Genomic DNA, 14,226 nt, shown 5'->3' with positions numbered 1-14,226 from the left:
AGTAACGACAAAACTAAATAGGAGGCTTTTCTTATGAATTCTGAAACTATTGTACCATACAATATCAACTTATTTGAAGATTTTGATTGCGGACCGCTTCAAGAGTTTGAAGCTCTATTAAATCAGATCCCTTACCAGCACTTGATCCAGGAATTAGATGACCGACGTGCGAGCGGTCGCGATGATTGGCCGAACGAAGCGATGTTTCGCTGCTGGATTGCGATGTTTGTCTTCCATCATCAAGGGCCCACGGAGTTAATCAATGAACTTGAGCGGAATCCTTTTTTACGTCATGCTTGTCATCTTGAACCACGCTACAATCGAAAAAACGGCCGCAAAAGTTTAGCTCCTAGTCCTTCAGCTTTCACACGATTTCAAAGGCGACTGATCGATGTTCAAGACCTGCTCGACGCCCTATTTGCCCATATGACCGAGGAGCTACAAGAAGCGCTCTCCGACCTCGGCGAAAGCTTAGCTTTGGATGGCAAAATTATTGAAGCCTATGCCCAAAGACCGCCAAAAAAGAAAAAATGCGAGGGGCGCCGAGATCACGATGCCAATTATACCCAAAAGTCTTATACCTCTACGACAAAAGAAGGGAAAATCCAAACAAAATCCGCTTGGTTTTATGGTTATCGCGTGCATCTAATCGCCGATGCCAGATATGAGTTGCCCCTTTTATTTCGAGTAACACCCGCGGCGAATGGGGAAAAAACGGTGGCTAAGGAAATGGTGGCCCAAATGCCTTCCTGGCTGGCGGAACGTTGCGACCATTTATCCGCAGATAAAGGCTATGACGGAGGAAAATTACGCGAGATCATTGAAGATCGAGGGATGAAGCCGATCATCGATATCGTAAATCATTGGCAAGGAGAAAGCACCCGACAATATCAAGATACCGACTTCGTTTATACTTATAAAGGTGAAGTTTATTATGTGAGCCATCGAGGAAAGCTTATCCGAGCGCAATACAAGGGGTATCATGCCGCTTCGGACACCCTTCGTTATGAAACGCATCCGAAAAATGGGGCGGGGATTCATCGGGTTTCGATTCCACGCGCCGAAGATCCACGGGTCTTTAACTTGATCGGGCGGGATTCGAAAAAATTTCAACGTTATTATAACGAGCGCTCCGCCGTGGAACGGGTTAACGGCCGGATCGACCGCGATTATCTCTTTGAAGATCATCGGATACGGGGCTTAGCGAAAATGAAATTGCATGTGACCACCACATTTTGCTTGATGTTAGCGAAGAAAAAACGCGCCTTAGCCCAAGAAAAACGACCCGCGGCGTAACTCTCGCCATCATAAAAAAACACGGTGTATTTTTACCCGTGTCTTTCGTGCGCTCTTTTTTAAAGAAAGACTGTTCAAGAAAAAAAGAAAACGTTTATTTTTCCTTATTAAAATGGGAAAAAACGTGGGTTTTCTTCTTTTTATTTCTTTTTTTATCTTTTTTACGAAAAAAATGAAGCAGCGCAAAAGATTCCATTAATATTGGTTATTGCAAAATCGCGATTTTCCCTTTATGATAAAGGATGGTACGTAAACTTTATTTAATGAAAGTTACGCATATTTTGGCTAATTCATAAAAAGAAGAAAGTAGGACGAAACAATGACACAACCCGCCATTCAATATCGCTTAATCAAAAAAGAAAAACATACCGGTGCTCGGTTAGGTGAGTTAATTACTCCCCATGGTACTTTTCCTACACCTATGTTTATGCCCGTGGGAACACTTGCTACAGTAAAAACGATGTCACCTGAAGAATTAAAAGAAATGGGTGCGGGGGTCATTTTAAGTAACACCTATCATTTATGGTTGCGACCGGGCGAGGATATTGTTGCTGAAGCTGGCGGACTGCATAAATTTATGAATTGGGATCAACCGATTTTGACTGATTCTGGTGGTTTTCAAGTATTTTCTTTGGCAGATATGCGTAATATCGAAGAAGCGGGCGTGCATTTTCGGAATCATATTAATGGTTCAAAAATGTTTTTATCTCCGGAAAAAGCGATCGATATTCAAAATAAATTAGGATCAGATATCATGATGAGTCTTGATGAATGTCCGCCTTATGATGAAAGTTATGATTATGTAAAAAATTCAATTGAACGGACTACGCGTTGGGCTGAAAGAGGCTTAAAAGCCCATGCTAATCCTGAAATGCAGGGGTTGTTTGGAATCGTTCAAGGAGCAGGGCATAAAGATCTACGTAAACAAAGTGCAAAAGATTTAGTTAGTTTAGACTTTCCTGGCTATTCAATTGGTGGACTTTCTGTTGGTGAACCAAAAGCTGAAATGAATCGGATGTTAGAATACACGACACCGTTGATACCTGAAAACAAACCGCGCTATTTGATGGGTGTTGGCGCAGCGGATTCTTTAATTGACGGCGCGATTCGTGGTGTTGATATGTTTGACTGTGTATTACCGACAAGGATTGCGCGCAACGGAACTTGTATGACTTCAAAGGGACGTTTAGTAGTAAAAAACGCCAAATTTGCGCGCGACTTCCGACCGATTGATGAACAATGTAATTGCTATACATGTCGTAACTACACGCGTGCTTATGTCCGCCATTTACTGAAATGTGATGAAACTTTTGGTATTCGATTGACAACTTATCACAATCTTCATTTCTTATTACATTTGATGGAACAAGTTCGTCAAGCCATTAGAGATGATCAACTACTGGAATTTCGTGAACAATTTTTTGAAGAGTATGGATTTAATGAAGAAAATGCGAAAAATTTCTAACTTTCTAGAAAAATACTAGTGAAATATACTGGCTTCTGATACAGTATAGAGTGAAACGATAAAAGCTGAGGTGAAAAATTAATGGAAATACTTATAATGCTGGTACCTATCATCATTTTGATGTACTTTATGCAGCGTTCACAAAAGAAACAACAGAAAAAGCGTCAAGATGTATTGGATAGTATGCGTCCTGGAAACCAAGTGGTAACAATTGGCGGATTGCATGGTGTGGTTTCGGAAATTGATGAGGATAAAAAAACAGTCACGCTTGATTGTGAAGGAATCTTCCTTGAATTTGATCGTGCGTCAATTCGCACAGTAAAACCAACCTATACAGAGGAAACGGCACAAAGTGGTTCAGTGCCTACTACTGATAACACACCAGAACATTCTGAAGATAGAAACTCTGATGATAGTTCTCAAGAAGATAAAGACGAATCGCAAGAATAATTTTAAATAATTGAATCTTGAATTTAAGGCTAGTTTGTTACTAGTCTTTTTTTGTGCTTCGATAAAAAAGGTTAACGGATATAAAATAAGTCTGCATGATCAAACTTAATGAGTCAGATCATACAGACTTGCGCATACTATATTTTTTTTCATCAATATTTCTTGCTTGGCACCAGTTTTTAGGTTTTCCAGCCAATACTAGAGGCACGGTTGTTAAATCAGTAGTTTTTAACGCACCACACATAGTATAAAGCGTCTGTAATTCATTTTTCCATTGTTCGATTAATTCGATAGTTGCTTGACTGCCATTTGTTAAGAGGTAATTCAAAAACGTACCGGAAATACCAACCATTTTAGCGCCCAAACAAAGTGATTTAAAAATATCGAAGGCGTTGCGGATGCCTCCAGAAGCAATCAAGTTAAAAGCTGTGGTAACTTCGTTTGCTTCTAGCAAAGATTCTACGGTAGTTTGTCCAAATTGATCTAGGTAACTAAATTCGCGTTTTTTGCGCCGCGCGTTTTCAATTTGAGTAAAACTGGTTCCACCGCTACCAGCGACATCGATTGTTTGTACTCCTGTGGCTAAAATTTGTGTGATCGTTTCTCGTGTCATACCAAAGCCCACTTCTTTTACAATAACTGGAACTTCACTATGTTGTACGATTTTTTCTAGCAAAGGTAACCAGTCAGTAAAATCACGGTCCCCTTCAGGCATCACAAGTTCTTGAGGGGTGTTCAAATGAATTTGTAAAGCATCAGCTTGAAAAAGGTCTACGGCCCGCTGCGCATTTTCTAAAGAAGTGCCCGCTCCCACATTTGCTAATAAGAATCCTTCGGGGAATTCTTTTCTAACGGTCGAAAAAGAATCTTTGGTTTCAGGGCTTTTTAGGGCAGTAGAAACTGAACCTGTGGCCATCATCAAACCGGTTTCTCTAGCGATTACAGCTAATTGTTGATTGATTTTTTTTGTTTTCGGGCTACCACCTGTCATGGCATTGATAAAAAAGGGACTAGAGAAACTTCGATTAAACAGTTCAGTACTGATAGATACATCACTCAAACGATTTGAAGTAAGTGATTGATGAACAATCTTTATTTCATCGAAATCACTGAGATGTGGTTTGTGAAATGCTTTGGCAAGAGAAACGTGTTCATCTTTACGATTCATTTTATACCTCCTCGATAATGGTAAACATGTAAGGGTAAAGGAATAATATCGGCTTTTTCCCATTTGCTCATTAAAGGTAAAATCCCGGTTTTTTGGTCAGCGATCACAATCCCACAATCACCACCACCGGCTCCAGAAGACTTTGATGCTCCGCCACAAGCTTCAGCTAAATCACAAAGTTGTTTTAAAGCAGGTGTTTCGATGACGACGTTAGTTGCTTTAGAGAGGTTTTTTAATAATTGGCGATTTTTTGTAATCATTTTTTTTATTTTTGCAACATTATCATCCGTAAAGCCGTCAATCATATCTTCTACGCAACGATTACTATCTGCTAAAAATTGTTCATAATTTTTTTGGGTATCGTCTTTATCTTCTTTGGATCGATTCACTTGGTCGACTAAATCGGAGGTAGAGGCTGGACTGCCTGTCCAACCAATTAATAAACGCATATTTTTTGGCGATTGCAACGGTTGAATGGAAAGTTTTGGCCAATCACTTTCCAATAGATCACTAATTTGCCACTTATCTTGTTTTTCTTTTACCCATTCGTGGTCAAAAGTCGAAAAAGCTAGCCAGCCGCCAAAACAACTAGCAGCAATATCCCCGCAAGAACCGTTTCCTTGAACAGCTAAATGGGCTAAAGCAGCAATTTTAAATTGCATTAATGGATCCAATTGCAAATCGTAGAATAAATTAAGAGCTTTAACAGTACCTACCGTAACAGCTCCGCTTGAACCTAATCCGTATTTGCGCCCACTAGAATTATCCAATTCACTAGTAACTTTTAGATGATAAAAGCTCAATAGAGTACCTTGCTCTTTGGCATAGCGTTCAGTTAGGCGGATAGCAGCCAAAATGTAGTGAAAAGGATTTTCCCGATGGTCTAAGACCAGTTCACCGTTTCTTCTGGTCCAACGTATCGGAAGATCACTATATTGTTGAGATTGAATGCTGCCATTTTCAGTTGCGTTTTCGATGGTCACATTAATAAATTGATCGACAGCTGCGAGGATGGCAGGATGACCTGGTTCGACGACGGCGTATTCACCTGCAATATACAATTTTCCTGGGGTGGATACTTCAATCATTTTGCCACTTCCATTTCTAAAGTTTCAATTCCTTTTCCTGCATGGGCCATGATCAGCTGGTGGGAAGGAAAATCTTTTTGTAATTCACGATAGATCGTTTCACTGTCTTTTTTTTGGCAAAGTACCTTTACATTAGGCCCAGCATCCATGGTAAAGTAGCAGTTTTGTCCTGCTTGACGCATTGCTTGCACCTTGTTCATTGCTTTTAGACTATCCGGTGTCCAGTAAGTAAAAGGCGGGTTAGCTGCCAATGTAGTAGCGTGCATTTTCAAACAGTTAGCTTCAGTTACTTCTCCTAAAGCTTGAAAATCTTGGTTAGCTATGGCTGTTCTTGCTTTTTCAATATCTATGTTAGCAGCTTTTAACCAATCGTTGTAATAAAGTGAAGTATCTACTGTCCGCTGCATGCCATTTCTACTAGAAACATCTTTGGTTTTATCGTTAATTAGAATGAAAATCATAGCTAAATCATCTTCCCAGTGATGGGAAGCTACAGGTGAAGCATAGGAAGTTTGATCGGAATTTCCTTTTTCCCATTCGACAAAACCACCATATACACTGCGGCAAGCAGAACCTGAGCCTCTTCTGGCCAAGCGTGATAAATTTTTAGTCGTAAGGTTGAGACCCAAAGCAACGTTGCAAGCACCTGCTAAAGCAGCTAAACCACTGGCAGAAGAGGCTAAACCAGCCGCTGTGGGGACAAAATTTTGACTCCGTACAATAGCATGCTCAAAAACCCCGGCTTGCTTGCGCGCAAGGTCTAAAAAATGACTGATTTTTTGTGTTGCTTTTTCATTTTGTAACTGGTCATCTAAATAAAATGTATCATGGCTATAATCCTTAGAAAAAGAGACGCTGGTTTCGGTGTAAAAGGCGTCTAACGTTAAAGATAAGCTATTATTCATGGGTAAAATCAGTTGCTGATCTTTTTTACCCCAGTATTTAATCAAGGCAATATTTGTAAATGCTCTCGCTTTTCCATTATGCATATTGATAAACTCCTAATCCTTGTATCCAGGTTTCTTTTATACCGCGTTCTTGTAATTGCTGGGCTAATATTTCAGCTTGTTCTTTGGTTTTTGTCAGCGCCAAAAAGCAACCTCCGCGGCCGCCACCTGTCAATTTTGCGCCTAATGCACCATTTTCTAAAGAAAATTGGATGAAAGCATCTAATAATTTATTACTAACCGTTAATGATTTTAACCGCTTATGCGCTTTTATCATTAATTCACCTAAAACTTCGGGTTGGTTTGCAATAATTGCTTCTTTGGCCTGATCAGTTAATATCCCTAATTCTTGAATGGCCGAAAAAGTTTCGTCATGAAATGTGTGTAAACGTTGGGCTACTGACTGTACAGCTTCTCTAGTTTGACCAAGAATACCAGTATCAGCAACCAGCAAATAGGCGTCAATATTCATTGGAAAAGTTGTTACTTCTTGCTTTCTTTCAAAAAAAATGGGTTCTTCTCCGCTGGTAGCTGCAGCATCAATGCCGCTAGGATTACCATGGGCAATCTTTTCAGCAAAGTTAACAAAAGACAGCAGTTTTTTTTGAGTGAGTTCTTGTTCACTCCAACTAAAAAAAGCCCGTGTAATAGCGACTGCGACTGCAGCACTTGAACCCATGCCTCGTGCAGCTGGGATCGTACTGTTAATATCTAATTCAAAATGGGGTGTATGTAAATCGGTTTGTAATTTATGAGCCAGTTGCTTAATACTTTGTAACTGCTCAGGTGCATTTTGTAGGTAGCCTACATAATAACGTGATGTTAAAAAATTTTTTTCTGCTTGTTGTACAGTGGCGTTTACTTGAGTCCCGCCAAAAGGAAAAGCAATTGCTGGTTCTCCATAAACAACGGAGTGCTCGCCAATTAAGATAATTTTTCCGTTTGATTGACCATTTCCCTGAACTAACATGTTGAGCCTCTTTCTATTTTCATTTGTTATCCTTTAGATATTTTACTAAATTAATGCGCTCTCGTTAAGTATTCAAAACATTTTATAAGAAAAAAAGGTAAATCTTAAGGTTTCTTTGTTATAAAAAAGTAAAAAAATCGACCTTGACGTTACCAGATATAGCGGGTTAAAGTGTTTAAGTTGGATAAAGAGTACTATATTTAGTGAAAAATAGAAGGGATGTTATGAGTGTGATTGTGTTAGCAGGTACAATCGGTGCAGGAAAGTCTAGTTTAACTGCGTTATTAGCTAATCATTTAGGTAGCCAAGCTTTTTATGAGTCAGTTGCAGAAAATGAAGTATTACCCTTATTTTATGAAGATCCAGAGCAATATGCTTTTTTATTGCAAATCTATTTTTTAAATAAACGTTTTGCTAATATCAAAAAAGCAATGCAAGAAGACAATAACGTATTGGATCGTTCGATTTATGAAGATTCTCTCTTGTTCCACTTAAATGCTGATTTGGGTAGAGCCAATGAGATTGAAGTTCGTGTTTACGATGAATTATTAGGTAATATGATGGAAGAACTTCCCTATGCAGCCCATAAAAAACATCCAGACTTATTGGTACATATTAAAGTCTCTTTTGCTACCATGCTTGAACGTATTGAAAAACGGGGCCGGCCATACGAGCAATTGGAATATGACCCTACATTGTATGACTACTATAAAGAACTAAATCGTCGCTATGATTTGTGGTATGAGAATTATAATCAAAGTCCTAAAATCCAAATTGACGGTGATCAGTTAAATTTTGTAGAAAGTCCGCAAGCGGCTCAGCAGGTAATGGCAATGATTGATGAAAAACTATTCGAGATTCGAAATTAGCGAGGGAGGTTTGTGAAAAAAGTTCTGTAAATGGGCTTTTTTTCACAAAAGAATTTTTATTTTTGTTTTTCTTCCTGAAGAAATACTTTTATATAGTTTCTCATGTGAATTTCCTTTCAATTCTTTCGGTTGTGCAAAAAAAGTTGATAGTTCCCATATTCACAATCTTGGTATAGTGTATTTGTAAATTAAGGGAGGAAAAACAGATGACAAAAACAGTAATTATTGGAACGAATCATGCTGGCTTAGCAGCAGCAAACGCCATCTTAGATAACTCAGAACAAGAAGTTGTAATGATCGAACGCAACGAAAACTTTAGCTACTTAAGCTGTGGAACTGCTTTGTGGGTAGGACATCAAATTGATAGCGTAGATGGTTTATTTTATACCGATCGCGAAGACTTTGAAGCAAAAGGCGCTAAGGTACGGACACAAACAACTGTTGATAATATTGACTTTGAAGGAAAAATTGTTCATGCAACAGATCAACAAGGAGATAAGGTAGAAGAAAGCTATGACAAGCTAGTATTAGCTACTGGTTCTATCCCGATCTCTCCTAAGGTACCTGGTCGTGAATTAAAGAACATTACCTTTATGAAAAAATACGAAGAAGGCCAAAACATTGATCAAATGTTTGAACATGAAGATGTGAAAAATATCGCAGTTATCGGGGCAGGATATATTGGTGTGGAAATGGCAGAAGCTGCCAAACGACGCGGCAAAAATGTGTTGTTATTTGACGCATTAGATCGTTGCTTGCCAAGTTATTATGATCCTTGGTTTACTGATGATATGGACAAAAATTTAGCTGATCACGGGATTGAATTGCATTACGGTGAATTAGTGAAAGAATATAAAGGTTCAGACAAGGTCGAACAAATTGTCACTGAAAAAGGGGACTATGATGTTGATTTAGTCATTAATGCGATCGGCTTTTCACCAAATAATCAATTGGCTAAAGATCATTTAGAATTGTTTGCTAACGGCGCTTATCTAGTAGACCGTCACCAACAAACGAGTGATCCAGATGTTTATGCAGTGGGTGATTGCGCAACAGTTTATTCAAATGCGTTACAAGGAACCACTTATATTGCTTTGGCGTCGAACGCGCTACGCACAGGGATTGTCGCTGGTGAAAATATTGCAGGCAACCCAATTGAATCGCCTGGAGTTCAAGGTTCAAACGGGATTTCAATCTTTGGTCACCACATGGTATCAACAGGTTATTCTGTTGAGTCTGCTGCTAAATTTAATTTAGACGTGAAATATACAGATATTGAAGATACGCAAAAACCAGAATTTATGAAAGAAAATGCTGATGTGAAATTGCGGATGGTTTATGAAGCAAGTTCTCGTCGGATTGTGGGCGCTCAAATGTCTTCAACGACATCAGATATCTCAATGGCTATTCATATGTTCTCACTAGCTATCGAACGCCAAGTAACCATTGATGAATTAGGTATGCTTGATATCTTCTTCTTACCACATTTCAATCAACCTTATAACTATATCAACAAAGCGGCTTTAGCTGCTGAATAAACAACGAATAAAATAAAAAGTTCCGAGTGAAGAGTTTTTACGTTCCTCTTGCTCGGAACTTTTTATTTATGTTAAAACTGTATGAATTATTTGGAAGGATAGAAATTTCCTTTATGCATCAATACTCGTTCTTTGGGAATGCGAGCCGCAACTTGAGCGCTACATATCGCATCAATAAAAACAAAACTGGCCGTATCACCGATATTTGGCCATTGTTGTTGGCCGTTTTCAGTAAGAGGGGTAAGTTCGTTAGTAATTAGCTTTAAACTTTGCCTTAAAGCTCGTTCATCGCTTTTTCCAGTATAATCACAGTAGTTACGTACTTTTTCTACTACATCTCCAGATACATAAGGACTCCATGAATCATAAAAACCATCGCAGCCTATGCCCACAAAAACATTTTCCTTTTGTAAAGCATCAATGGGTAAGAGCTTTTTTTTCATGCTAATTGGAATGGTTGTAAGAATTTGGACAGCATGTTGTTGCAAACGTGGGTAAATATTATTCCACGCTTTATCAGTTAATCCGCATAAACCAAAGGCGTGGCTAAAACCCGTTTTTCCTTGAAAATCTTGCTCTTCAATCATATCTAACCACTTATCCATTGTATAATAACCTAATTGTCCAGCATCATGAAAATGCATGTCAACGTCTACTTGAAATTCTTTTGCGATGTCCATAGTGGTTTGTAAAGAACGTTCAATGTCATGGTCAATGCCAGCTGGATCTAAAGCACCTAGCATGGTCGCACCTGAGTTTAGTGCTTGGCGTAGTAAGTTAGGAACCTCAGGATGAGTAAGCAAACCATGTTGTGGAAACGCGATAATTTCTGCTGTTAAATAATCTTGATATTTTTCCAAAGCTTTTTTGACGCCTTCAAGGTTTTTTAAGCCGATAAAAGGATCGATATTAACATGTGTACGAATGTGATTTACTCCACTATTTAAATACCGTTCAATCGTTGTAGAAGCACGTTGTTCAACAGTTTTAGCTAATTCGGGCAATTCTTCTGCTTCTAATTGTAATCGGTGAGTTAAATTTTTGCTGGGTTTACAAGCTTTCCAGGGTAAAGATAGGTAAGTTTTGTCCAGATGGTTATGCATGTCTTTAAAGGCGGGCAAACATAATTTGCCTCCCATATCGATGCCCGGCTCTTCTGGATTTTTTGTAGAGGGGGTAATTTGGACAATCTTTTCACCCTCGATTTTTAAATCAAATAGCGCTGTTTTGGTCTGAATACGTTGACGTTCATCAAGGGATTCTCCTGTTTCTAGGCGTACGTTTTTTAAAGTTTTCATCCGCGGTAAGCTCCTTCCAATGCGATGTCTGCTTGATAAATGGTTTTGCCAGTGGAAAACACAGTTGATATAGGGCACTGGCGTGCAATCATGTGAGCAGAGCTAACAGCGTCTACTAAAATAGCATTTGCTTGATCGCCAATTTGTGGCCAGATTTGTTTTCCTTGTTCATTTAAAGGAGTGATACCACCAGTAGCGTATTTTAAAGATTGACTGATTTGGTATTCATCGATGTAACCACATCGTTCGATAAACAAATTTAATTTTTGAACTGTATCACCAGTACCAAAAGGGGACCAATGATCGATTAAGCTATCATGTCCGAAGGAAACAGCAACGCCATTATCATATAATTTTTTAACTGGAAGCGTAACATTTTCATCGCTGATAACGACTGTAGTGGTAACATCTACGTTATTTTTTGCCATTCGTTGCATTAGTTCGTTCAGCTCAACATCACTAAGGCCTGCTAAGGCAAATGCATGACTAATAGTGACAGGCTGAGTGAATTCATTTTGTTCAATATAATCTAAGATACGATGCAATTCGAAAGCTCCAAGTGTGTCACGATCATGCAAATGCATATCAATTCCAACATTATACTTTTTGGCTAAAGCAAAAGTTGTTGTTAATACTTCTCCAATGTTGCGATCTAAAGAGGCAGGATCTACACCACCAATGTGAGTAACACCTAATTTTAAAGCTTCTTCTAAAGTTGTTAAAAATTCTGTGCCATTGCGCAGTAGTCCATGTTGCGGAAAAGCTACAATTTCATAAGTGATTTTATCCTCATAAGCTTGTAGAACACGTTTAGCCAATTGGACATGTTTCGTTTTAATTTGTGGATCTACGTTTACATGGGTACGAATATGAGTATGTCCGTTACGGATATAATGTTGTACCATCGTATGAGCTCGCTGCTCAGCGGTGTCTAACTGTTCTGGTAATAAAGTTGTTTCTTCTTCTAAACGAGTATAAATCCCGTCTTTTGCTGGAATCGGCGCTTGCCAGTCGTCGCCAAAATAGGTTTTATCAATATGAATATGCATTTCACGCAAACTAGGTAACAATAATTGTTTTTTAGCATCTATTGTTACATCAGCTGTTTCTTGTAAGTTAGGCCCTATTTTAGTGAACACACCGTTTTTTATTAATACATCGGTAATTTCGGTATTTGTTTTGACAATCACTTCGTTCTCTGATTGATAGCTTGTTTCTAGTCGAACATTTTGAATTAATTGTTTCATCTTATCCTCCTTAAAAATCAATTTACTTATTTGGAATAGTTGTTTCCCTCTTCTAAATCGTATATACTTATACAAATTATTGAAGAAAGAAGTGTTTGCCATGAATGTTGCTGAATTTTTAAAATTACCAATGGCACATAACTTTAAAGTATTGACCGGCGATGATGTAGGGTTGGATCGGATCATCACTGGCGCAAATATTTTAGATAATCCTAAAGCAGATGATTGGCTAACGGCCGGCGAATTAATTATTACTACAGGCTATTTTTTTTATGAAAGTTATGCACAGCAAAAACGCTATTTTCAACACTTTCAAGAATTAAATATTGCTGCAGTGTGTATTAAAACAGGTCAATTTTTCACAGAAATTCCTAACGAACTTATTAAACTTAGTCGACAACTCGGGCTCCCGTTAATTGAAATTCCTTACGGGGTAGCTTTTTCTAAAGTTTTAAAGACAGTGATGAATCAGTTATCTTCTGATTTAGCAAGTGAACAACAATTTACATTAGATATTTATTCGCAATTTTTCGAATCTTCTTTAAATAATGGAGGAATCGATTATATTGCTAAAAAACTTAAAACAATTGTAGAAAACCCAGTGTTAGTTACAACTTCTAATTGGGAAGTGCTGTCTCTAGCGGGTTTTGAAAATGAGTTTCGTCAGACTTTAAATAAGCAAGGCAAAGAATATCATTTTCCTAAACAGTCTTTACAAAATTTGCCTAAAAATGTAGAGCAAGTACAACATCCATTTTACCGTAAATTATACAAAAATGAACAAGAAGTTCTATGTTGTATTATGCCAATTTTTTTCAACCAAATTAATTACGGCTATATCATTGTTTATCTAAAGAATCGCTCATTAGTGAATACTGATTACATTGCTTTAGAAAGCTGTACAATGTCAATTGCTTTAGAAGTTGCTCATCAAACTGAAAAGGAACGAGTAAATAACCAAGTTTATCGTGATTTTTTTGCTCATTTATTTGCAGGGAAGATAACAAACGTTGAAACGTTAAGGACTTTTAATATAGATATTAATGTGGAATTAGACTATTCTGTTTATATTATCTCTGTATATTTCCCTAAAATTAGCAATAAAACCCTTTTTGAGCAACGTAAATATGAAGAACAAGCGATGCAGATGTTGTTATCAGCGCTACACCGCTATATTCAAAATAATTTCTTAGATTCAAATGTGTTTAAACAAGGAAATCAGTTAATCGGGTTATTAGGTAACGCCAAAGAAACAAAGCAAGCAGCTGTCCAAGCAGAGCAAAATAAGATATTAAACCGGTTATTAAAATATTTAAAACAACAAATCAACCGTACCTTACATTTTTCAATTGTTGTAGGATCTAGTCAACCCATTTTATCTGTTGCTAAAAGCTATTCTGAAGCAACGAATATGTTAAATACGGTAGCTGCAACACAAAGTGGCATTCACTTTTTAAATGAATTTTATCTTGATACATTTTTATCAGAACAAATCTCTACTCAAGCTGCTGCTGAATTCTCTGCTCATTATTTACACAAACTTATCGCATATGATCAAAAAAATCATTTAAACCTGCTGCAAACACTAGCGAGTTATTTAGCAAATCAACAAAATATTGCAGCGACCGCAAGGAAGCTTTATATTCATCGTAATACGTTAATTTATCGTATTGAGCGTATCGAAGATATATTGGCAATCGATATTACTGAGCCAAATATTGCATTATCGCTACAATTAGCTTTAAAATTCTATCAGGAAAATGAATTAGAATGAGTAGAGGCTGAAATAGTACGTACTTTCCAGCAAGATTTGCAAAAAATCACCTGTTACCTGCTCTATGGGTCCTCGCCTTTTTGCGACAAGGACCCATTGGAGCATAGGAACAAACT

Annotated in this window: 12 protein-coding genes; 6 read left to right on the top strand and 6 right to left on the bottom strand. The window is 37.9% G+C overall.

Translation table 11 applies throughout. The features are described 5' to 3' along the window. Positions 1-33 precede the first annotated feature (33 nt). The 3 genes from C7K43_RS09615 to yajC all read left to right on the top strand — a co-directional run bounded on the left by C7K43_RS09615 (position 34) and on the right by yajC (position 3,211). Complete coding sequence (locus tag C7K43_RS09615; protein ID WP_124006641.1) at positions 34-1,296, top strand: transposase; 1,263 nt, start codon at positions 34-36, stop codon at positions 1,294-1,296. Between the two features lie 319 nt (positions 1,297-1,615). After that, positions 1,616-2,761 carry a tRNA guanosine(34) transglycosylase Tgt gene (tgt, locus tag C7K43_RS09610; RefSeq protein ID WP_124006640.1) on the top strand — a complete coding sequence of 382 codons (1,146 nt, stop codon included), beginning with the start codon at positions 1,616-1,618 and terminating at the stop codon, positions 2,759-2,761. A gap of 81 nt (positions 2,762-2,842) precedes the next feature. Next, the gene (yajC, locus tag C7K43_RS09605; protein ID WP_124006639.1) at positions 2,843-3,211 is read left to right on the top strand and encodes a preprotein translocase subunit YajC; all 369 of its coding nucleotides are present in this window, start codon (positions 2,843-2,845) and stop codon (positions 3,209-3,211) included. A gap of 118 nt (positions 3,212-3,329) precedes the next feature. Here yajC and fni read toward each other — a convergent pair whose 3' ends face one another. From fni to mvk, 4 genes are read right to left on the bottom strand one after another with little or no spacing between them, the layout of a single operon-like run. Next, positions 3,330-4,379 (bottom strand): type 2 isopentenyl-diphosphate Delta-isomerase, encoded by a 1,050-nt coding sequence (fni, locus tag C7K43_RS09600; RefSeq protein WP_124006638.1) that lies wholly within the window; start codon positions 4,377-4,379, stop codon positions 3,330-3,332. Beyond that, positions 4,376-5,467, bottom strand: a complete 1,092-nt coding sequence (locus tag C7K43_RS09595) for a phosphomevalonate kinase (protein ID WP_124006637.1) — start codon at positions 5,465-5,467, stop codon at positions 4,376-4,378. The genes fni and C7K43_RS09595 overlap by 4 nt, the downstream gene beginning before the upstream one ends. After that, on the bottom strand, positions 5,464-6,456 hold the full coding sequence (gene mvaD, locus C7K43_RS09590) for a diphosphomevalonate decarboxylase (protein ID WP_124006636.1): 993 nt from the start codon (positions 6,454-6,456) through the stop codon (positions 5,464-5,466). The genes C7K43_RS09595 and mvaD overlap by 4 nt, the downstream gene beginning before the upstream one ends. Beyond that, positions 6,449-7,384, bottom strand: a complete 936-nt coding sequence (gene mvk / locus C7K43_RS09585; RefSeq protein ID WP_124006635.1) for a mevalonate kinase — start codon at positions 7,382-7,384, stop codon at positions 6,449-6,451. The genes mvaD and mvk overlap by 8 nt, the downstream gene beginning before the upstream one ends. A gap of 224 nt (positions 7,385-7,608) precedes the next feature. On the opposite strand from mvk, the gene C7K43_RS09580 reads away from it, so the two are divergent. Both C7K43_RS09580 and nox read left to right on the top strand, forming a co-directional pair. Then, on the top strand, positions 7,609-8,253 hold the full coding sequence (locus C7K43_RS09580) for a deoxynucleoside kinase (RefSeq protein ID WP_124006634.1): 645 nt from the start codon (positions 7,609-7,611) through the stop codon (positions 8,251-8,253). A gap of 206 nt (positions 8,254-8,459) precedes the next feature. Continuing rightward, on the top strand, positions 8,460-9,791 hold the full coding sequence (gene nox / locus C7K43_RS09575; protein ID WP_124006633.1) for a H2O-forming NADH oxidase: 1,332 nt from the start codon (positions 8,460-8,462) through the stop codon (positions 9,789-9,791). A gap of 86 nt (positions 9,792-9,877) precedes the next feature. Here nox and C7K43_RS09570 read toward each other — a convergent pair whose 3' ends face one another. After that, positions 9,878-11,089 carry an amidohydrolase gene (locus C7K43_RS09570; protein WP_124006632.1) on the bottom strand — a complete coding sequence of 404 codons (1,212 nt, stop codon included), beginning with the start codon at positions 11,087-11,089 and terminating at the stop codon, positions 9,878-9,880. Further along, positions 11,086-12,336 carry an amidohydrolase gene (locus C7K43_RS09565; protein WP_124006631.1) on the bottom strand — a complete coding sequence of 417 codons (1,251 nt, stop codon included), beginning with the start codon at positions 12,334-12,336 and terminating at the stop codon, positions 11,086-11,088. The genes C7K43_RS09570 and C7K43_RS09565 overlap by 4 nt, the downstream gene beginning before the upstream one ends. A gap of 100 nt (positions 12,337-12,436) precedes the next feature. Between C7K43_RS09565 and C7K43_RS09560 the strand changes: the two genes are divergently transcribed. Continuing rightward, the gene (locus C7K43_RS09560; RefSeq protein ID WP_124006630.1) at positions 12,437-14,110 is read left to right on the top strand and encodes a PucR family transcriptional regulator; all 1,674 of its coding nucleotides are present in this window, start codon (positions 12,437-12,439) and stop codon (positions 14,108-14,110) included. The last annotated feature ends 116 nt before the right edge of the window (positions 14,111-14,226 follow it).

Origin of the sequence: Tetragenococcus koreensis (assembly GCF_003795145.1) — a bacterium.
Taxonomy (GTDB): Bacteria; Bacillota; Bacilli; order Lactobacillales; family Enterococcaceae; genus Tetragenococcus; species Tetragenococcus koreensis.
The sequence above is the reverse complement of the archived record's forward strand: the minus strand, read 5'-3'. Positions and strand labels throughout refer to the sequence as shown.

What these genes read in the sequence shown, in the direction of transcription:
- C7K43_RS09615 (WP_124006641.1), top strand. Translation starts at nt 34, where the DNA reads ATGAATTCTGAAACTATTGTACCATACAATATCAACTTATTTGAAGAT.
- tgt (WP_124006640.1), top strand. Translation starts at nt 1,616, where the DNA reads ATGACACAACCCGCCATTCAATATCGCTTAATCAAAAAAGAAAAACAT.
- yajC (WP_124006639.1), top strand. Translation starts at nt 2,843, where the DNA reads ATGGAAATACTTATAATGCTGGTACCTATCATCATTTTGATGTACTTT.
- fni (WP_124006638.1), bottom strand. Translation starts at nt 4,379, where the DNA reads ATGAATCGTAAAGATGAACACGTTTCTCTTGCCAAAGCATTTCACAAA.
- C7K43_RS09595 (WP_124006637.1), bottom strand. Translation starts at nt 5,467, where the DNA reads ATGATTGAAGTATCCACCCCAGGAAAATTGTATATTGCAGGTGAATAC.
- mvaD (WP_124006636.1), bottom strand. Translation starts at nt 6,456, where the DNA reads ATGCATAATGGAAAAGCGAGAGCATTTACAAATATTGCCTTGATTAAA.
- mvk (WP_124006635.1), bottom strand. Translation starts at nt 7,384, where the DNA reads ATGTTAGTTCAGGGAAATGGTCAATCAAACGGAAAAATTATCTTAATT.
- C7K43_RS09580 (WP_124006634.1), top strand. Translation starts at nt 7,609, where the DNA reads ATGAGTGTGATTGTGTTAGCAGGTACAATCGGTGCAGGAAAGTCTAGT.
- nox (WP_124006633.1), top strand. Translation starts at nt 8,460, where the DNA reads ATGACAAAAACAGTAATTATTGGAACGAATCATGCTGGCTTAGCAGCA.
- C7K43_RS09570 (WP_124006632.1), bottom strand. Translation starts at nt 11,089, where the DNA reads ATGAAAACTTTAAAAAACGTACGCCTAGAAACAGGAGAATCCCTTGAT.
- C7K43_RS09565 (WP_124006631.1), bottom strand. Translation starts at nt 12,336, where the DNA reads ATGAAACAATTAATTCAAAATGTTCGACTAGAAACAAGCTATCAATCA.
- C7K43_RS09560 (WP_124006630.1), top strand. Translation starts at nt 12,437, where the DNA reads ATGAATGTTGCTGAATTTTTAAAATTACCAATGGCACATAACTTTAAA.